Below are 20584 nucleotides of genomic sequence, written 5' to 3' on the forward strand. Positions count from 1 at the left end.
GAAGTAACCAGTCGGTTACCTCACCTACTCATCAACCCTATTTGACAAAGAGCCACCATTAGTTGCTTAATCTCCTTGGATAGCATCAACCCTATTTGACATAAAGCCAATTTATATAAAATTACTCACCAGTAACTTCTTTTGATAACTCAATTGCGATATCGGTAGTGTCTTCAATCTCATGTTTTAAATTGGCGAAACTTTCAAGAATTTCTTCAAATGATTGTCCAATTTCTTCTTTTAATTCATTAGCTGAATGAGCTAAAACTTCTTTAAAATCAGAATCATCATTTTGATTAGCAAGAGAATGCTGCGTTTCTTCAATTGAACTAAATAATTGATTTTTCAAGTTTGTTAGAGAAAATTTTAATTCTTCTGCCGTTTCTGAAAAAGATACTTTAGCATCTTCACTTGCTAAAGCAGCAACATCAGATAACTCTTGACCCTTTTTAAGAGCAAGCTCTTTATAAGAAGCCAATTGATCGCGCGCTTCCACACTCGATTCTGATAATTTCTTACGATACTCCTCTGTTTTTTCAGGGTATAGATAATTAACTACCGCATAGGCACCTGCAAGACCTGCTACCATACCGATAACTGTTTTTAATTTGGTCATATTTTTTCCACTCCTTAAATCTTTTTTAAGAAGAATTCATTTTAAAGACCTTCTTAATACATAAATATTAACAGATAAAGCCTTTTCACTCAAGAAATCTGCTTAAAAATACACCCCTAAACTACCTAAGGGATGCAGGATGTCTGAAAATAAGCTTAACGCTTATTTTTATTGCCTTTGTATACCATTGCAATACCACCGATTAAAGCAATCGCTGCGATCACAATCAAAAACCAAGTAGCCATTTCGCCTGTTTGTGGTAACATTTTTCTACCTCATTTCTAAATGATATATTAATTTTACACTAACTTATAATAAAAGAAAAGCCGAGATTAAAACCTCGACTTAAACTCTTAATGATACATTTCCTGATATTTAGCCAATTCAGCTTCATTACAATAAATGTAGTGTTCTGGGAGTACTTCACGTACTTTTGGTATATCAGTTGAATAATCATGCATTTCAGGATCATAAACTTTCAATTTAACTTTACGAGCAAGCTCTGGGTCTGGAATAGGTACAGCAGAAAGTAAAGCTTGTGTATAAGGATGAATTGGATTACGGAATAATTCTTCAGTTTCCGCAACTTCAAGAATACGACCATTACGAATTACTGCTATTCTATCAGAAATATAACGTACGACTGATAAGTCATGAGCAATAAAAATATAAGTTAAGCCATTTTCACGTTGGAATTTACGGAGTAAGTTAAGAACTTGCGCCCGAACAGAAACATCTAAAGATGAGATCGGCTCATCTGCAATAACAAGTTCTGGTTCCATAATAAGGGCTCGAGCAATCCCAATACGTTGACGTTGTCCACCTGAGAACTCATGAGGATAACGATACATATGCTCAGATAAAAGTCCAACTTCTTTAAGCATATTCTCAACTTTTTGCAAGCGATCTTCTTCATCTTTAAATAAATTAAAGTTATAAAGGCCTTCTGAGATAATATACTCTACTGTTGCACGGTCATTCAAAGAGGCAGAGGGATCTTGAAAGACCATTTGAATGTCACCAATTAATTCCTTGCGGTCTTTTTCAGATAATTTAGTATTAATTCTTTTACCTTTAAAGAGAATTTCTCCTCCTGAAGTTTTATTAATACCATTAATTGCACGACCAATAGTTGTTTTACCAGATCCAGACTCACCTACTAATGATAAGGTTTCTCCTTTAAATACATGGAAAGTGGCATCTTTAACAGCAACGAACTTGTCTTTGCCTTCACCAAAAGTGATTTCAAGGTCGTTTACCTCAACTAATTTTTCTCTATTTTTCTCCATTTGCTAACTCCTCTCTAAGAGCTGCATCTGCACCATGAACTTTCTTCAATTTTTCATGAAGGTTATGAATAACAGATGGTTTTTCAGCTTCCGGTGCTCGAGGATCTAGTAACCATGTTTTAGCGTAGTGAGTGTCTGAAACTTTAAACATAGGTGGTTCAGCTTCATAGTCAATTTGCATTGCATAAGGACTACGTGGAGCAAAAGCATCTCCTTCAATTTTTGTATAAAGAGAAGGTGGTGTACCTGCAATTGAGAATAGATCTTCTTCCGGATTTGATAATTGTGGTAATGATGATAAAAGTGCCCATGTGTAAGGATGTCTTGGGTCATAGAAGATATCTTCTACTGTTCCTGTTTCAATGACTTGTCCCGCATACATTACTGCAACACGGTCAGCAATTTGAGCCACTACACCCAAGTCATGAGTAATGAAGATAGTTGTAAATTCATATTCTTTTTGTAAATCTTTTAGTAATCTTAGAATTTGAGCTTGAATAGTAACATCTAAAGCAGTCGTTGGTTCATCACAAATCAATACTTTAGGACGACATGCCAATGCAATTGCAATGACAATACGTTGACGCATTCCACCTGAATATTCAAATGGATAATCGTCAAAGCGTTTTTCAGCATTACGAATACCAACCCGTTCCATCAAGTCGATAGCAATTTGTTTAGCTTCGGACTGTGAAGCCCCACGATGTTTGGTGATCACTTCGGTTATTTGTGTTCCGATAGTTAAGACTGGGTTTAAGGATGTCATTGGATCTTGGAAAATTGTTGCCATTTCTTTACCACGATATTTTAACCATTGTTTTGGGGAATTAAAGTTTTGTAGCTCTTCACCTTTATATATTATTTTCCCTTCTGGAATACTACCATTTTTTTCAAGCATTCCTGTAAAAGTTTTCGTGAGAACAGATTTACCTGACCCAGATTCCCCTACTAACGCCAAAACTTCTCCCTCATAAAGATCTAAATCGATACCACGAATAGCTGTTAACTGCGCATCACGCACTGCAAATTTAACAACCAGATCTCTAATTTCTAATATCTTTTTCTTCTCTGTCATTTCAATGTCCTCCTATATATGATTCTTAGGATCAGTTGCATCAGCTAATGCTTGACCCACAATGTAAAGAGAAACTGAAATCAAGGCAAGAACAGACACAGGTATCCAGAACAAGTAGGGCTTAGAAGCGATATTTGTGGAATATTTTTGAATTAAACCACCTAACGAAACAATGTCGGCAGACAATCCAACCCCAATAAAGGATAGGAAAGTTTCTGTCGCTATAAAACCAGGCAATATTCTGGAAACATCTGTAGTTATAATGGATGTCAAGTAAGGTAAGATATTCTTAAATATCATACGATTAGCTGGAGTCCCTAAAGTCCTAGACGCTAGGTTATATTCCCGATCTCGCATAATCATTACTTGTACACGAATAAAGTATGCCGTAAAAATCCATGAAGTGAGGGTCATTGCAAAAAGTAAATTCCAAAATCCATTACCTAAAGAATAAGCTAATACCATAATGATTAATAATGTAGGAATATTACCGAATATATTGTAGACTTCAAGCATGAAAACGTCAATCTTTTGCGACATTCCCCAGAAAGCACCTACAATTACACCGATAACAGTGGTAATTAGAGTTGCTAAAACAGTAATTGAAATAGACGTTTTCGCTCCAGACCAAGTAGCATCAAAAAGCGATTGTCCGTTTGCATCTGTCCCAAACCAATGTTCACTATTTGGTTCAATATAGCGTGCAGATAAATCATTTATTTTTTCTGCATTCATCGGGTCATATCCAGAGAACATTGGTTGAATAAATGACATCAAAATAATGACCAACATCAAAATAAGAAAGAAGATAGCTACTTTATTTCTCCCAAAAGTTCTCCAAACCGATTGCCAATAAGAGTATTTTGGCGAATCAATTTTTTCTGCTTCAACATCATTGGTTTCTACAAAACGAAACGAAGCATCATTAATTTTTGGTTGTACTTCCATTATTTATCCTCCTTCACTTCTAGGCGGATACGAGGATCCACAAGAGTCATGGCGATATCACCTAATAAGATTGATAAGACCCCTAATACTGAGAATATGAAAATTAAGCCAACAGCAATTGGGTTATTGTGAGAAAGAATTGCATCTGGCAGCATTTTACCCATTCCAGGAATAGCGAATACTTGCTCAGTAATTGTGGCTCCAGCAATCGAAAAGATTATTGCTCCTGGGATTCCATTAACAATTGGGATTATCGCATTTTTAAAGATATGCTTACGCGAGATTTCTGATTCGCTCAAACCTTTAGATCTAGCAAATTTTACATAGTCAGATGATTGTTGATCAACCATATAACGTCGAATCCACATTACAGTACCAGAAAGTGACAACAAAGCTAAAACGACAATTGGCATTATATAGGATTTGATATTCTCTGGTCCTAAGATTGGAAATAGGTCTGGTAAACCAAAGAACTTATTCCCCACAAAACGACCAAAGAAAATGAAAGCAACTGAAGGTACTGAGATTAAAAGTGTGATAAAGGCTGTTCCTAATTTATCAACCCATTGTCCTTTATATCGAGCCATCAACATAGCCATTGGTATTCCAATCAAATACATTAAAAATATTGCCGTTACACCGTTCCTAAAGGAAATCATCATCATAGACGGATCTTCATTATTAGATTCTGCGCCCGCATAATTTGACCCTTCAAACATTCTCTTCTCAGTTAATGAGAGTTCAGATGTTGGTTTATAATAACGTGTATAGGGGTTAATAGCTGATTTAAAAGATTTCCCATCTGGCATAATAATTTCTTCCGTTACAGGACGTCCTTGTTTATTTGTAATCACATCTATAACTGGCTTACCCGCAAATGTTGGGTATGAAACTCCTAAATTTAATTTGAAAATATTTTGATGAATGAATGGGAATTTTTTATTGAAATAAATTTGATAATAGTATTTAGTTCCTGAGCCAGTTAGTGCCCAACCGACTGTCTTATCATGGGTAATTTGATATCCACGTTTTAGATCTGGATTTTCTGGATCTTTAACTCGCCAAGGATGATCGACTTGAATTAGGTTTTTATAAAAATTAAAAACTCTGGCACCAATAGAGATGTCATCAGTGGCAAAGTAACCTCCACTAATTGGAAGTTGCCCTATTTCCCACTCTTTATTATCTTTACTCCACTTTTCTATAATTGCTTGATTCTCTGGACTTTCAACATTGGTAAATTCAGGATAATCTTTCTGAACTTCCTCTTGAAAGTCTCTTTGATTTAAATAATGAAGGTAGCCCATTCGGTCAAAAGCACTATTTTGATATTCTAGAAGTTGGTCAGGTTGTGATTTTAATTTACTAATCGCAGGGTCATCCTTGAAGATTGAATTTCTCGGCACCAATGAAAAAATGGCTAAATACACTAAGGTAGTAACCATAAAGATCGAAAAAAGTGACCGAAGAATTCGTTTGAATATATATTTTTTCATTTGAATCCTCCTATAATAAATGAAAAAGGCTAATTTCTCAGCCTTTTTCATCTAAGATTACATTTTCTTTTGACTATTCAGCCGCTTCTTCAGTTTCTTCAGCTGATTCGTCCATCATTTCTTCTTCAGTTTCTTCAGCTGATTCATCCATCATCTCTTCTTCAGATTCTTCACCTTCTACAGCCTCTTCGCCTTCTGCAGATTCAGAAGCTGACTCGTCACTTTCTTCTTTAGTAGAGCTGCTTGAAAGACTGGATGCATCAAGTTTGTTTGCTGACCAATCATCATAAGCTGCCTGCCATTGTTCTTTAGATACTGGTTCAGATTGAACTTTCATGAATTTGAAACGTTGAGATCCAGTACCGGCAAATGCATATGGTACTGAGAATGGAACTATGTTAGTAACACGTAACTGAGATCCTCCGGCACGGATTGGCAAGGCAATCGCTGCATCAGTTAACCAAGCTTGCGCTTTTGCATACGCATCATAACGAGCATCTAAATCATCAGTAATTGCTGCTGCCGCATTGACTAATTCGGCATATTCGAACAACCCTGAAGCTTCACGTGCTTCTGCATATGGATCTTCTTGTCCTTCTTTAAGGAGTGGATCAAATCCAATTGGCACTAAGAATGTACCGTTTGTTGGTAAATAGATATCTAAGAAAGTAGATGGGTCTAAGTAGTCAGGAATCCATCCAGATTCATTAGTAATATCATAATCTACTTCTGCAGCAACAGTAGCATTAAATGTTGAAGCAAGATATGTATCTTGATTGAGTAACACAGGGTTAATTATAACATTTTCAGCACCTAAGGAATCTTCAATAGAAGCTTTCATAGATTTAGCTAAGTTCACTGATCTTGGAATAGATTCAAGAACTGGTAAATCTAATTGAATAGGCCACTCTACACCTTCTAATTCTGATTTAGCTTGTTCAATAAGTTTAGCAGCTTTTTCAGGGTTATAGAAAGCATCCTGACCATCTTCTAAATTAATACCTTCATATAATTCAGGGTTCATTTCTTCTAAGTGGCGTTCAACAGCTTCACCAAATGACTCGCCATTTACCATAGCAAAGTTCGGAGCAACTAATGTGTTACGGATATCTGTATCAGCAAACTCTTCACCAAAATCTTGAGTCATATAGGTATGCTTATCAAAACCAAACATGATAGCTTGACGGAAAGCTTTATTTAAAACAGCCGCATGTGTATCTTCATGTTGCTTGTCATTTTCTTTGCCGGTCGCTTCATGCTTAATACGGTTTAAGTTAAATTGTAGTAAGAATGATGAACCTGGACGTTGAGCTTGAGTGATATACTCACCAAATTCTTTTTGTACATCTTCATAAATTGGAAGCGTAGGATTTACACCAAATGCTGATGTTGCCCCATCCTTATAGAGTCGATAGAACACTTCTGGGTCGGAGTTATCATTATAGGTATACTGTACTGAATCAATAAATACGTTTTCTAAATCCCAATAAGATTCATTCTTAACATATTCGATTTGGGATTTTGCAGTTAAGTTAGCTAAAACGAATGGTCCGTTATAAAGAATTGAAGCAGGGTCTAATGAACCAAAATCTTCTCCAACAGAATCTAAAAATTCTTGATTGATTGGATATAAAATACCATAAGTTGTTTTTGAGTTGAAATATGGCTCTGGTCTTTCAAGTGTATACTCAAGGGTATAATCATCAACCGCTTTAACTCCGACTTCTTCAAAGTCAGTAATCTTACCGTTGATATAATCATTCAAGCCTTTGATTGAGTATTGAACAATTGGTAACATTTCTGACTGAACCTCTACAGCGTGTTTTAAACCAGTTACGAAGTCATGAGCAGTTGTTTCAGCCACTTCGTTACCGTTGTTATCTACCCACATAACTCCTGGACGGATTTTATAAGTATAGACTAAACCATCCTCAGAAACTTCATGGGATTCAGCAGCTGCAGGAATGTAGTTTCCATATCGATCATTTTCATATAAACTTTCAATAAAGTTTGTTCCGTGGTTCGTGTTAATATCACGCATTGAGAATGTATAGTCTAAAGTAGTAGGGTCAGTTAGATAAGTCGTTTTATATTCTGGAACCAAGTCCCCAACTACATCTGATTGCGCTGAAGCTAACATCGGAACTACTGCGGAACCGAGCGTCAAAGCAGTTACAAAAGAAACAACTACTTTTCTTAACGATTTCTTCATTAATTTTCCTCCTTAAAAATGTACAAAGCGACAAACAATAAAGTTTTTCTGAGTATACTTCCCTCACTTTCAAAAACTGTAATTGCTTACATTTTACCAATTAGTGAAAACGCTGTCAAGCCATTTGATTTTAAAGTTTAAGTCTTGCAGCGATTGTAAGTCAGTTTACTTTGTTTTAGTATGAAATAGAAAGAGCAAAACTAGAACGGTTGATTCTTTCTAATCATTCCTAAGAGGGTGTAGAAAATGTTATCGTTTTCTCACTCCTGTCCTTAATATTAAACAATCTTCCAAACAATTTCCATATTAGTTTGATTAGAATTTGATTTGAAAAGCGCTTCATCTTCTAATAATCTCAACTAAGATTAGCGATGGTTAGCGATTAATCAAACTTTACTATCTATATATTCTCACAAAGCAATAAACTAATAACTATAATTATATAATTTATCAAAATTTAGTCAATAATATACCTATTGGGTTATTACCCCTTCTTTAATTGACGGGTGTAGTTTAGTAAAAAGGCTGATACTATACTACCTATTAACCAAGATAGAATATACATGATTGGGTTGCTTACCCCACCTGCTGCTATCGCAAAAACACCTCCATGAGGAACTAAGCTAACACATTCAAAAGCCATTGAAAGTGCACCGGCTAAACCTGCACCTAAGGCTAGACAAGGAATAACGCGTAAAGGGTCAGCCGCTGCAAAAGGTATTGCTCCCTCGGTAATAAAGCTAGCTCCCATGGCATAATTCACATAGGCCGAAGATCTTTCTTGTTTTGACCACACTTTTGGTTTAATCGTAGCGGCTAAGGCAATAGCCATAGGCGGAACCATTCCACCAACCATTACTGCCGCCATAACATCTGAACCCGCCCCTTGAGCTTGAGTGACTAGAGCTGTTCCTGTAACATAAGCAGCCTTATTAATGGGGCCTCCCATATCAATGGACATCATAGCTGCTACTGCAAATCCTAATACAATGCCCCATTCTCTTGGAATTGATTCAATCGCATTCATTAATCCCGTCATCACCGCACCCATCGGACCATTCACTACAAATAGCATTAGCAGACCTATCATTAGAATACCCAGAACTGGGAATATGAAGATTGCCTTCATACCCTCAAGGGTTTTAGGCATCCACTTGAAGGCAATTTGCAGTCCTCTTATAATAGCGCCTGCTAAGAAACCCGCTATCAGAGCGCCAAGAAAACCGGAGGGTACTAGATTTTCAAAAATGCCTTGTGGTGCATAAGCAGCTAAAACACCAGGATTAGCAAAAATCCCACCCATTATTCCAACTATTAGTCCTGGACGATCTGCAATTGATTGACCGATAAATCCAGATAAAATTGGTAGCATCATGGCAAAAGACATTCCACCAATTGTTTTTAGTATTTGAGCAAATACATTATAGTCTGAACTGCTTGGGTCAGCAGAATTTATACCCCAGAAGAAAGAAAGTGCAATCAAAATCCCACCGGCCACAACGAATGGAAGCATATGAGAAACGCCATTCATTAAATGTTTGTAGAATTGACGACCGATTGATTCTTTCTCACCAGAATCTTCTATCTCATTTACCTTTTCTCCCTTAGCGTGAAAGATAGGAGCGTCGAGACGAACGGCCCTATTTATTAATTCATCGGCCTTATTAATTCCATCTGAAACTTTAGTAATGATAACCGGCTTGCCATCAAATCGATTCATTTCAACCTGTTTATCTGCTGCTACGATAATTGCATCGGCCTTTTTAATATCCCCTTGATTAAGTTTGTTACCGATACCGGCTTGCCCGTTTGTTTCCACTTTAATACTGATCCCAGCTTTTTTAGCTGCTTCTTTTAACTTTTCTTCAGCCATAAAGGTGTGTGCTATCCCTGTTGGACAAGCGGTAACTGCTAAAATATAAGTATCTGATGATTCAGAAATTATATTTTTTTCACTTTTAGCTTGAGCTGTTTCTTTTAAATCTGCTTCTTCAGAAAATAAATCAACCACTTCATGAGCATTCTTAACAGACATCAGTTGATCAATCATTCCTTCTTCCATCAATTTTTTTGACAAGGAAGCAATTGCCTTCAGATGCTCATTTGATGAGTTTTTTGGCATTAAAATCATAAAAATTAAGTGAACATCTTTTTCATCTAAAGCTTGCCAATTAATGCCTGCTTGAGAACGCGCAAAAATAATAATTGGCGTTTTTACCGTTGATGATTGAGCATGCGGCATGGCCACACCGTTACCAACTCCAGTGGTTGAGAGTTGCTCTCTTGCTTGTAGCGATTGAAATAATTCTTTTGGATCCGTTACTCCTCCGACTTGATCGAAATTATTAACAAGACTCTTTAAAGCCTCTGATTTATTACGAACAATTAGATCAAGATCCATCACTTCAATATTTAATAATTCTGACAGCTGCATAACTTTTCCTCCTAAAGTTCTTGTATTTTGATTTTATCCACTAAAGAGTCCATTAACTTTCGCTCAGCTATACCTAAAGAAAAAGCTGTTGCCGCACCAGCAGCCGTTCCCACCTTTAAGGCATTCTTAAACGACTTTGAAGATTGGTATTCAGCCATAAAGCCTGCTAACATCGAATCGCCTGCTCCCACAGAATTAACCAATTTTCCTGGAGCTGACTTGGATCGATAAATTTTACTATCGCTAGTTAACAATATAGCTCCGTCAGCCCCTAGGGATACTAATACATTTTGAGCACCTTGTTGCTGTAAACGTTTGGCATATTTTATGACATCCTTGTCCGTGTGAATAACTGAATTGAAAATATCAGCCAATTCTTGTTGATTGGGTTTAATTAAAAAGGGACGATAGGTTAAGCATGATGTTACTAATTCCCGGTTTGAATCTAATATGAAATTGACCTGGGTTTTTTGGCACAGTTCGCCTATCCTTTCGTAATCTTTCGCTTCCATACCTGGAGCTAAATTCCCTGATAAAAATACGGTATCACCTTTTTTTAATTTTTGCTTTAATTGACTAAAGAACGCCTCATATTGAGGTCTCAATATTTTAGGACCTTTGGCATTTAGTTCTGTTTCTTTCTTACTTTTCAGCTTCACATTGATACGTGTTTGACCATTCACTTCAATAAAATCATGTGCAATCGAATGTTTTTTTAATAAATTGGTTAAATAATTCCCAGTGAACCCACCCATAAATCCCAAGGCGCAAGAAGCTATTCCAAACTCTGACAATAATAGTGAGACATTTAAACCCTTACCTCCAATAAGATAGGTTTCTGAATCTATACGATTTAATGCTCCTTCCTTGAAGTCCCTGGTCTCTATAAAATAATCGAGGGCTGGATTAAAGGTTATAGTGTAATTCATAGACTCCCCCCTTAAAAATATATTAGTTAACGAACAAAATTTTAAAGTTGCTTTAAGTAAGCGTTTCCTGATTAATGTTTACATTATAGAAAAACTTTACCTTTGTTTCAATATTTCATATAAATTTTATTTATAAAGCTAGACAAAAAAGCAACTAGCCTATGCTAGTTGCAAAAAGAATTATTGACAGTGATTCTGACGTAATTGTTGAGCGGCTTTAGACATATTTGTTAATTTGGCTTCGATTATTTCTTCAGGATTTAACGGACGATTGGCAAATGTTGCAAAGCCACAATCCGGATTCAGCCAAATTCTCTCTGGTGGCAAGAACTCTAACGCTTCTTCAGCTAGAGCCATAATTTTTTCAACTGATTCAACCTCATCTGATCGCGGATTAATGACACCTAAGCCTAGTATAATTTTCTCATCTAAAAAGTTATTATAAAATAACTTGGATATTTCACCAGCTCTTGGGGTTGAAAACTCAAGAGCCAACATATCGACAGTTAATTTATTAAAGAAGCTACCTAATTTATCGTACGCTCCCTCTAATAATACACTCTCATCTTTTGTCCAATTTCCTCGACAAACATGGACAGCTGATAAGCAACCTTCCAAACTATTTATTTCATCTAGAACAGGTTGAATAAGAGACTGAGCAAACATTAATTCTTGGTCAACCTTGACCTTTGCAGATAAGGTTCCTCAGTAGAAGGAGGTATCCCCTTGGGCTCTTTGAAAAACTACCTCTGAAAGAATCGGTTCATCAATTTGGATGACGCGCGCCCCATTATCATATAAACGATGAATGGTGTTTTTCAATAATTCAACAACATCTTTACCCAATTGACGTCTACTCGCATAAGCTTGATCACTTACTCCTTCTACCCACATTGATCGGGTTAAAAGGTATGGACTAGGAAGAGTGATTTTATAAGGTTTATTAGTTAAGCTTTTAATTAACTCCTGCTCTTGAGTACATAAATCGGCTTCCAAATCGAGCTTACCGACACAGACTGGACTATTCATTGAGTTATCTGAAGCATCCATCTCTTCTAAGGATTGCACATAATCCTCATTATTTCCAAGCAAGTCATTAATTTCCTCTGTAGAAAAAAGTTCGATACCTTCAACTTTTTCAGCAACATAAGACATAAAATTATCTCTTGAAATTTCTCCACTTACAACTACATCAATGCCCGCACGCTTAAAGAGGTCCATGACCTCTTTAGTTTCGTCATGAACCAGCTGATTGTATTTATCACACTCACCAAAATGTTGACAAGCTTCCTTGGCAGCGAGTAATTGAGGCGACCGTGGCATCGATCCAATTAATGTCGTTGTAAACGGCTTAAAGGTCGTTTCCATTATTTTACCTCACATTCTTTTTTAAGGTTCAATTACTAATTCACTTTCAGTTAAAATATCAACAACTTCACGCATTGTTGTAATTTGACCAACCATAATATACTTTTCTACTTCATAGTACTCAGTGCAAATACCGCATGAAAGAACTTTGGTTCCTTTATCTTCCATTGCTTTCAAATCTTCAATTGAGTCTGAGCCCTTGCAAGCTAACTTAACAGCTTCACCATATAAAAGGATATGCTTTGGCGCTTTATCAGTGTTAGCTAGCGTATTTAAAAAACCTTTCATCAAATTTTCTGTTAGAGGTTTTTCACCTTCACCCATACCAGTACCACGTAGAACGATATCATAAGCTTTTGACATGTGATTAATCTCCTTTTTGTTTATTTATAAACTTAGTATACTCGATAAAATTTTAAATACTAAATTAGATTATTAAATAAATAACCGTCATTTATGAAAAATTTATATATATAATTTTTTTGAACATACTTTCATATAAAAAAGCTATACTAATAGAGAATAACTTTGCAGAAGGAATCTTTATAGGACTGATTATCGTAAAGGTTTAGAAGAAGTGGGTGCCAATACACAATTTTTAACAGAACTTAATCCTGAATACCTTCAACATTATAATCAGCTTGCTGCCATCTTAGCAAAGCCCTCGGCTCCAGATGCAGTTACTAAAGAGTTAATTATTCTTGCTGTTGCTATTAATCAACGCTGTGAGACATGTATTGCTGTTCATGTTGATCAATACATAAAAGCAGGAGGAAATTACGAGCAATTATCGGATTTAGACAATATTGCTATTCTTATGGATGGTGATCCAGGTATGGCCTTTGCCGGTAAGGTGTTAGATTGCTTCGATCGGTTTTTAAAATATATTAAAAAGCCAGAGGCATTTGCTCTGGCTTTTTAAGCATAATGAAAATTTATTGAAAAATAGTTTGAACCAATACCATATACAAAACTGTTCCTCCCAAAATGGAAAAGACAGTAGAATGTCGCCATTTATGTAAAACGAATACCAAAAAGCAAGATATTATAGCCGCTATCGTTCGCTGAGAAGTATAGGCAATATCTTTAAATGAATAAATCAATAAGATTGTCATAATGGCATAAGGAAAAACTTGCCCCAAATAAATAATCCAAATAGGAGTTTTCCTTTTGAAAATAATAAAGGGAGTAGCTCTAATAGTGATTGTCACAATGACCATAACGACAATCAACATGATAGAATGAAGGTTAGACATAATCTGGTTGGCCTCCTTTAAGTCTATTTTCAATTAGTAGAAAAGCAATGACAACAAGCATTGACGGCAGCATAAAATTATCTGGTCCAAATATTATGAAAAATATAAACCCAACAGTCATCCCTAAAAGAGCAGGCTTGTGATTATTGGTAGCTTCCCACTGATTGAGAACGACGACAAAAAACAATGCTGTTAGAGCAAAATCAATGCCCTCCGTTGAAAAAGGTAAGAGATTCCCTACTAAACTACCCGCTACACTACCAAGAGTCCAATACATATGATTGAGTACTGTGACATAAAGGGAATACTTCTCACGTTCAATTCCTTCAGGTAAGTGGTCTGTACATACCAAAGAAAAAGTTTCATCCGTAAGGCCATGAATTAAATAGAGTTTGCGCCAACCTTTTATCTTTTTGTATCTTTCCAACTGACTAATACCATAAAATAATAAGCGAAAATTAACCATAAAGGTTAAAATAACTGTAGCAAATAAGCCAGTGGATGAAGAAAGAATGACTGGTGCTAAAAACTGGATAGACCCTGAGTAGACAAAAAAGCTCAAGCATAATGCCCAAATCCAACCAAAGCCTTTAGCCTGCATCATAATACCAAAACCTAAGGCTAGCATGAGATAAACGATACCAATTGGCAATGTCTTTTCAAAGGCATATCTCCAATGTTTTTTATCCATTTTCTAACTCCTTTAACTTAATGACGTAAAGTAGCTTTAATACGCTCAGGCTTAAGCAAGATGTTAAGCGCTGAATGAATATTAGGTGCAATAATATCGGCATTACGAATACTAACAGTGGATAGCCCTTCATTTCCTATAACAGCTATTGATAAAGCAGCTACACTCATCATTTCTCCATCGTTATAGCCATTGCCTATACAGGCACAGCTTTTAGAATCTAATTCTTCAAGCAGTAGTTTCTTGGAGATAGCTGCTTTACTCGAAGGAAAGGTAGCCAGTTCAACTGGAAGTTTTTGACACTGTTGTTTAACAGTTCCATAGGTATCAGCAGTGGCGATAAAAATTTTAACATTTTCTGAAAGACTCGAAAGAAGTTCTTCCACTCCTTCAATTAATTTCCCGTCTTCAGCGATGGTGCCGTTAAAATCAATAATCACATTAAAAATTTTGATCACTCCATTACCTGGAATTTCGTATTTTATCATCTTTATCTCCTTAAACACATCTTTATTTGAGACTGAAACGCAGAGTGTTTGTAAGCGTTTTCTCGAATGCTTTTAAAAATAAGATTACGTATTAAAAATACTAAAACGCGCTCACTTATAAGTATACTATTATTTAATCAAATATCTCTTAAATTTGAATGAAAAGTCCCTAAGAAAGTTCTCATATACTTTCACTAGACAAATTAAAACGACCTCTATTAAAAATAGAGGTAGATTTAGTTCTCGATACTCATTTAGTGGTTTTCAATTTTTAAATTGAATAAGTTCGCGTTAAAGCGTATTCGACGACTAAATAAAAAGTGAATAAGCTTATTACAATAATAGCTCCCTTTTTAAGTACAATTTTCACTTCAGGATCCGTTCTATAATAACGCGCTCGACTAACTATCCCTTTCTCTATATTATTTAATTTATTCTCTGGCAATTGTTCCATATAATCTAATTTTGAATCAATATCATCTTCACCCTCATAACCATGTATTTTAGACAGCACAGACACGGTTGAATAATCGTTCTCCTTATAAATAATATAAGAATCATATATCGGTTTTACTAGTAAATACGCAAGTGTACTGATTATTATAAAAAAGAATAAAGCTCGAATCTTAAAATTTGAAAAATATTTCATTTTTCTCCTCCTTATTGCTACTCTTTCATATTTTCAAACAGCTATTAGAATAAAAAGCCCGATTTACTTATTATAAACTCAAAAAGTAGATATGGAATTATTAACATTGATATAAGAATCCCACCACGTTTCAAAATAATTTGTTCTTTGGAGACCCCATGAAAATAATGAGCCAAATCAATTTTAGCTTCTTGATCATAGGTGAAATTTTTTGACGGTTGCTTATCAATAAACTCTAGTACAGGATCTGATTCCTCTTCTCCGTCATAACCATAAGCCCTAGCAATTAAAGTAACCGTTTCTAAATTATTTTGTCTCTGTTCGTCCATCTGCTGCAAGTATCGATCCACATTTTGATAGGCAAACAAGAAAATTAAGATTGAGATTAAAGCTATTCTTATTCTTGTGTCTTTTAACAATTTCATAAAAGCGCCTCCGAAGCATTTAATGCTATCCTACCAGTTTTGTAAACGTTTTTCCATTAAAATTTTTCTTTCTTATTATCTTTTAATAAAATCATTTTATTTATTAAATTGTTCTGTCATTATTTATTATTTTTTCTAATAAATTTAAAGCTAAACTTGCTGAATCATTGATACAAATGTATTAATAAAGACTATAAATAAATTTTTAAGATTGTTTTTCAATTTGAATAGCGAGCTAAGCTTACGTAAAATAGGGATGTTGAACAATATTTAATGTTACAAACTTATAAGAGAGGATTATCCAATATGTTAATCGACCTACATATGCATGAGAAGACATTTTCACCCGATAGCTTTATGAAAATTGAGCAGATTGTCGAAAGAGCCAAACTAATCGGACTTGATGCCGTTTGTATTACAGACCACGACTCAATTGGTTTCATGACTTTAGTTGAAGAGGCTCAACAACGTCTCGATTTTCCAATCTTTGTGGGGGTGGAATATCTAACTACTGAAGGCGATGTCTTAGCCTATGGAATTGACGAATTGCCTGAGCCGGGCCTATCAGCTCAAGAATTCATTGATTACGTGAATAAAAAAGGTGGAGCTTGTACAGCCGCTCATCCCTATCGTAATAATAACCGAGGCCTTGGTGACCATATTTATAAAGTTAAAGGCCTTCATGCAGTTGAAGTGTTAAATGGCAATTCAACTTTAGAAGAAAATCAACAAGCCTTTATTACAGCCAAAGAACACGGTCTACAATGTGTTGGTGGAAGTGATTCTCATCATTTTGGCCAAGTAGGCGTTTACGCGACATATTTTCCTAACCAGGTTTCAACTATCCATGAACTTGCTCAAGAATTAAAAAAAGGAAACTGTCAACCAGTTATGGTTAAGGGCCATCAAATTATCGAAACAGTCACTGCATAAGCAGAAAAAGAGCTAGCTCAATGTACTGACCCCCTAAAGTTGGACCATGAAATCCAACTTTAGGGGGTCAGTACATTATGCAGATCTTTTTTTGTTAGTTTTTTTATGTATGGCTGGCATGAAAATTTCTCCTCCTCTGTCTTCAAATTAAACGAAAGCCAAAAAGGCTGGACTTAAAAAGAGGGATAAAATAATTGATACAAAAGTTAGTTTAGAAGCCAAAGCGACATCTAAATCGTATTTAGCCGCTAAAATAGGCGTGGTAGCCCCGGCGGGCATGGTCGCCATCACCACACACATACCTGCTATTTGCTCATCTACTTGCAGAAATTTTAAGCTCAGTAAAACGATTAAGGGTATAAGTAGCATTCTAACACCTACAAACCGTATAACCGCTTTCTCAAAAAGAGCCTCCATTTTAACCGAACCAATAATTGAACCGATGGTAATCATGGATAAAGGAGTAACTGTGCGACTCAAACCATCAAAACTATTCATGATAAAGTTTGGTATAGGAATTTGGCTTAAGCCCAGCACCAATCCAAAGATAACTGCCAAAATCATTGGGTTTTTTATAAAAGAAAGAAGCGTCTCTTTAAAACTCTTTTCTTGTTTTACTAATAAAGAAATACCAATTGTATAGGTAAAAATGCGGTGAGGTATTAAATAAACGGCGGCTAAAATAGCGCCTAATTCACCAAATAAGGATGTAACGATGGGTAATCCAGCAAAACCGGCACTGTTACAAAGGGTCGCATAATGTAAAATTTTAGCTTGTTTTTCCGGCAAATCCCGAAAAAAGAAGCCGCCGAAAAGGGTTATCGTTGTATAAATAATAGTAGCAATGATTAAAGTTTGAAAGCTTAGCTCAATAATGTTCCAAGTTATATTAAAAAACGACTTAAAAATAAGTGCGGGAACAAGTATCTCAACAATTAATTTAATTAAAGCTGGACGATTCTGATCCGTAATCATTCTTTTTCTATAGGCTAGCACACCTGCTAAGACATAAACAATTAGAACTAATTGGATGCTCAGCATCTCAAAAAAAGTTGCCATTAATGATCCTCCCTATACCTTTTTATTAACCCCCTCATCTTAACATAGTTGGTTTGCAAACTGAATATCTTTCAAACGCTTTCAAGGCATCGATCAATGAAAATATTATTTCTTAAGCTTTGCCATAAAACGCTCGATATTCACAACAATTCTTTGATGAGTTGCTTGACCAATTAATTGTTCTTTATCATAAGCTTCCATATCTAAAGTGAATACTCTTCCTTCTCTTTTACATTTTGTAATAATAATCTCAATTTCGCTCATAGTCGAACTCGCTTGTAAATGTTTGACTTCAAGAAAGATACCTACTGTGGTTTCTAAAGTTGTATCTTCAATATTTTTCTGACAAAGCTCATAAGCTGCATTTTCCATATAAGCAATCATCGAAGGTGTCGATAAGACTTCTAAAGCACCTGATCCAATTTTAGCAGCTGAATGTTCATTCTTTACAGAATATTTTTTGGAAAATTTTGCTTTCATTTTTATCCTCCTAAATTGTTTTCAGTAAAATTATAGCATACAGATAGGGCTAGTTGTTTTTCCTAAAGAATTAATAGAGGATTCCTGTATTATATTTGCATCCAGCCTCATTTATGGTAATCTTTTAAAGATTCTATTTTTACAAAAATAAGCGAAAGGAGTCCTAAACTATGCCACAAAACTTCTGGCAAAACTTACCCAAACCCTTTTTTGTTTTAGCCCCTATGGAAGATGTAACCGATGTTGCTTTCCGACATGTTATTGCTAAAGCTGGAAGACCTGATGTTTTCTTCACTGAATTTACTAATTCTGAATCCTACTGCCATCCTCTAGGCAAAGAATCCGTACGAGGTCGTTTAATCAAAACTGAAGATGAACAACCCATAGTAGCCCATATATGGGGTGACCGGCCTGAATTCTTTGAACAAATGGCGCATGGAATGGAAGAAGAAGGCTTCGCAGGTGTCGATATTAATATGGGCTGTCCAGCACCTAACGTCTTTAAACATGGTCGTGGGTCTGGTTTAATTTTAAGACCACAACTAGCTGCTCAATTAATCCAAGCCAGTAAAAAAGCAAACCTTCCTATTTCAGTCAAAACGCGTTTAGGCCATCATCAAGTGGAAGAATATAAAGAATGGCTGAAGCATTTATTTGAACAAGGTATTGCCAACCTCTCCATACACTTAAGAACAAAAACAGAAATGTCTAAAGTGCCCGCTCATTGGGAACTAATTGGGGAGATTAAAAATTTGCGTGACCAATACGCCCCACATACCCTCTTAACTGTAAATGGGGATATTGCTGATCGGCAACAAGGAATGGAGTTATACAATACTTATGAGATGGACGGTATTATGATTGGCCGCGGTGTTTTTCAAAATCCATTTGCTTTTGAAAAAGAACCTCGTCATCATTCTGCTAAAGAATTGATTGATCTTTTTCGCTATCATTTGGATCTCTTTGATTATTACGATCTCCACCCTTTCCCTGCTTTAAGAAGGTCTTTTAAAATCTATTTAAGACAATTCAAAGGAGCACACGAATTAAGAGTCCAACTAATGGAAGCAGAGGATTCCATTCAAGCGCGTGAAATACTCATTGCTTTTGAAAAACAACACTTATTATAGAAAACACCTAACTAACAGCTTTTTATAGTTATAAACAGCTTATCATTCCAAACCGACATTAAAAATGTTAAACTAAACTCAAAGGAAGGTGGCTTATATGTCAAAAAAAAAATGGATAGTAATCGCTTTTGCACTTGTTTTAATTGTCGCTTCTAGCTTATCGAAAGTTTATAATGAACCCGCTGATATTACCTACAGTGAAAAATGGGCGAATGAAAGACTAAACTCCTTGCTAGGCATTGGACAAGATTATATAGAAGAAATTCGAGAAGATGGCTCTGTAGATCAACGTATTCTAGTTATCCCAATTGAAGGAGTGATTGGAATAGCGTCTCCTACTTATGATCAGCAACTTATTATGGATACCATCGAACAGATTCGAACGGATGAATCTATTAAGGCTGTTTTATTCGAATTAAATACTCCAGGTGGAGGAGTATACGAAACCCGTGAAGCTTATGACTTATTTAAGGAAGTGATTGCCGAAAGAAAGATTCCTGTTTATGCTTCTATGGGGCAAGTAGCCGCATCAGGTGGCTTCTATTATGCCATGTTAGCCGATAAAGTTTATGCTACTCCTGAAACAATCACTGGCTCAATTGGAGTAATTATGTCTGGTTACAATATGAGAGAGCTTTATGACAAAATAGGTGTTGAACCCTATGTTTTTAAATCTGGAAAAATGAAGGATTTAGGCTCGAGTGCACGTAAAATGACTAAGGAAGAAGAGGAAGTATTCCAAGAATATATTGATGAAGCCTTTGATCGTTTCGTTCAAGTGGTTGTCGATGGTCGTGATATGTCAGAAGAACGGGTGCGTGAGCTAGCAGATGGTCGTATTTATACCGCCAAGCAAGCTAAAGAAAACGGCTTGGTTGATGATATTCTATACTATCGTCAAGTAATCGATCTTATTCGCGAAGAAAATGACTTAGCAAATGCTCAAGTTTTTGAAAAAGCAGCCCCTCAAGACCAATTTGCCTCATTCTTCCCTACATTTTTGAAATCAGAAGATAATTATGCAAAACAATTTGATCAAGTTCTTAACCGTGTAAAAGAAGAAGTTCTTCCTCAGATTGAGTACCGCTGGGAAGGTGGTAAGTAAT

The 20584-nt window shown here is 35.8% G+C and carries 22 protein-coding genes; 4 read left to right on the forward strand and 18 right to left on the reverse strand.

Annotated features, from left to right (window positions below; translation table 11 throughout):
- Positions 1-121: 121 nt before the first annotated feature.
- The 11 genes from ACQV18_RS07670 to yedF form a co-directional block, all read right to left on the reverse strand.
- Positions 122-616 (reverse strand): hypothetical protein, encoded by a 495-nt coding sequence (locus ACQV18_RS07670; RefSeq protein ID WP_428874436.1) that lies wholly within the window; start codon positions 614-616, stop codon positions 122-124.
- 155 nt (positions 617-771) lie between these two features.
- On the reverse strand, positions 772-882 hold the full coding sequence (locus ACQV18_RS07675; RefSeq protein ID WP_428874437.1) for an LPXTG cell wall anchor domain-containing protein: 111 nt from the start codon (positions 880-882) through the stop codon (positions 772-774).
- Between the two features lie 87 nt (positions 883-969).
- Positions 970-1905, reverse strand: coding sequence for an ATP-binding cassette domain-containing protein (locus ACQV18_RS07680; protein ID WP_428874438.1), 936 nt, complete (start codon positions 1903-1905; stop codon positions 970-972).
- On the reverse strand, positions 1892-2980 hold the full coding sequence (locus ACQV18_RS07685; protein ID WP_428874439.1) for an ABC transporter ATP-binding protein: 1089 nt from the start codon (positions 2978-2980) through the stop codon (positions 1892-1894). Before ACQV18_RS07685 ends, ACQV18_RS07680 begins: the two co-directional genes overlap by 14 nt.
- Positions 2981-2992: 12 nt before the next feature.
- Positions 2993-3928 (reverse strand): oligopeptide ABC transporter permease OppC, encoded by a 936-nt coding sequence (gene oppC / locus ACQV18_RS07690; RefSeq protein ID WP_428874440.1) that lies wholly within the window; start codon positions 3926-3928, stop codon positions 2993-2995.
- Positions 3928-5424 carry an ABC transporter permease gene (locus ACQV18_RS07695; RefSeq protein ID WP_428874441.1) on the reverse strand — a complete coding sequence of 499 codons (1497 nt, stop codon included), beginning with the start codon at positions 5422-5424 and terminating at the stop codon, positions 3928-3930. Before ACQV18_RS07695 ends, oppC begins: the two co-directional genes overlap by 1 nt.
- A gap of 73 nt (positions 5425-5497) precedes the next feature.
- Positions 5498-7636: a peptide ABC transporter substrate-binding protein gene (locus tag ACQV18_RS07700; protein ID WP_428874442.1), complete on the reverse strand. Its 2139-nt coding sequence runs from the start codon at positions 7634-7636 to the stop codon at positions 5498-5500.
- Between the two features lie 484 nt (positions 7637-8120).
- Positions 8121-10070, reverse strand: coding sequence for a PTS fructose transporter subunit IIABC (locus ACQV18_RS07705; protein WP_428892878.1), 1950 nt, complete (start codon positions 10068-10070; stop codon positions 8121-8123).
- 11 nt (positions 10071-10081) lie between these two features.
- Positions 10082-10999 (reverse strand): 1-phosphofructokinase, encoded by a 918-nt coding sequence (pfkB, locus tag ACQV18_RS07710; RefSeq protein ID WP_428874444.1) that lies wholly within the window; start codon positions 10997-10999, stop codon positions 10082-10084.
- Between the two features lie 180 nt (positions 11000-11179).
- Positions 11180-12367 (reverse strand): cobalamin-independent methionine synthase II family protein, encoded by a 1188-nt coding sequence (locus ACQV18_RS07715; RefSeq protein ID WP_428874536.1) that lies wholly within the window; start codon positions 12365-12367, stop codon positions 11180-11182.
- Positions 12368-12388: 21 nt separating this feature from the next.
- On the reverse strand, positions 12389-12730 hold the full coding sequence (yedF, locus tag ACQV18_RS07720; RefSeq protein ID WP_428874535.1) for a sulfurtransferase-like selenium metabolism protein YedF: 342 nt from the start codon (positions 12728-12730) through the stop codon (positions 12389-12391).
- A gap of 214 nt (positions 12731-12944) precedes the next feature.
- Between yedF and ACQV18_RS07725 the strand changes: the two genes are divergently transcribed.
- Positions 12945-13289 (forward strand): carboxymuconolactone decarboxylase family protein, encoded by a 345-nt coding sequence (locus tag ACQV18_RS07725; protein WP_428874534.1) that lies wholly within the window; start codon positions 12945-12947, stop codon positions 13287-13289.
- Positions 13290-13302: 13 nt separating this feature from the next.
- On the opposite strand, the gene ACQV18_RS07730 is transcribed toward ACQV18_RS07725, so the two are convergent.
- From ACQV18_RS07730 to ACQV18_RS07750, 5 genes are all read right to left on the reverse strand, one after another.
- Complete coding sequence (locus ACQV18_RS07730; RefSeq protein ID WP_428874533.1) at positions 13303-13623, reverse strand: branched-chain amino acid transporter permease; 321 nt, start codon at positions 13621-13623, stop codon at positions 13303-13305.
- Positions 13616-14314 (reverse strand): AzlC family ABC transporter permease, encoded by a 699-nt coding sequence (locus tag ACQV18_RS07735; protein ID WP_428874532.1) that lies wholly within the window; start codon positions 14312-14314, stop codon positions 13616-13618. Before ACQV18_RS07735 ends, ACQV18_RS07730 begins: the two co-directional genes overlap by 8 nt.
- Before the next feature lie 17 nt (positions 14315-14331).
- Positions 14332-14802, reverse strand: a complete 471-nt coding sequence (locus tag ACQV18_RS07740; protein ID WP_428892879.1) for an HAD family hydrolase — start codon at positions 14800-14802, stop codon at positions 14332-14334.
- Between the two features lie 271 nt (positions 14803-15073).
- Positions 15074-15451 (reverse strand): hypothetical protein, encoded by a 378-nt coding sequence (locus tag ACQV18_RS07745; RefSeq protein WP_428874952.1) that lies wholly within the window; start codon positions 15449-15451, stop codon positions 15074-15076.
- A gap of 44 nt (positions 15452-15495) precedes the next feature.
- The gene (locus tag ACQV18_RS07750) at positions 15496-15876 is read right to left on the reverse strand and encodes a hypothetical protein (protein WP_428874529.1); all 381 of its coding nucleotides are present in this window, start codon (positions 15874-15876) and stop codon (positions 15496-15498) included.
- 306 nt (positions 15877-16182) lie between these two features.
- On the opposite strand from ACQV18_RS07750, the gene ACQV18_RS07755 reads away from it, so the two are divergent.
- The gene (locus ACQV18_RS07755; protein WP_428891986.1) at positions 16183-16809 is read left to right on the forward strand and encodes a PHP domain-containing protein; all 627 of its coding nucleotides are present in this window, start codon (positions 16183-16185) and stop codon (positions 16807-16809) included.
- A 147-nt stretch (positions 16810-16956) separates the two neighbouring features.
- Here the strand turns inward: ACQV18_RS07755 and ACQV18_RS07760 are convergent, their stop codons facing one another.
- Positions 16957-17868, reverse strand: coding sequence for an AEC family transporter (locus ACQV18_RS07760; RefSeq protein ID WP_428892880.1), 912 nt, complete (start codon positions 17866-17868; stop codon positions 16957-16959).
- A gap of 105 nt (positions 17869-17973) precedes the next feature.
- Positions 17974-18348 carry a thioesterase family protein gene (locus tag ACQV18_RS07765; protein ID WP_428892881.1) on the reverse strand — a complete coding sequence of 125 codons (375 nt, stop codon included), beginning with the start codon at positions 18346-18348 and terminating at the stop codon, positions 17974-17976.
- A 170-nt stretch (positions 18349-18518) separates the two neighbouring features.
- On the opposite strand from ACQV18_RS07765, the gene ACQV18_RS07770 reads away from it, so the two are divergent.
- Together ACQV18_RS07770 and sppA are read left to right on the forward strand one after the other, a co-directional pair.
- Positions 18519-19478: a tRNA dihydrouridine synthase gene (locus tag ACQV18_RS07770; RefSeq protein ID WP_428892882.1), complete on the forward strand. Its 960-nt coding sequence runs from the start codon at positions 18519-18521 to the stop codon at positions 19476-19478.
- A 97-nt stretch (positions 19479-19575) separates the two neighbouring features.
- Positions 19576-20583, forward strand: coding sequence for a signal peptide peptidase SppA (sppA, locus tag ACQV18_RS07775; protein WP_428892883.1), 1008 nt, complete (start codon positions 19576-19578; stop codon positions 20581-20583).
- Position 20584 lies beyond the last annotated feature (1 nt).

The sequence above is a fragment of the Facklamia sp. P9177 genome, assembly GCF_050409585.1.
Lineage (GTDB): Bacteria > Bacillota > Bacilli > Lactobacillales > Aerococcaceae > Facklamia.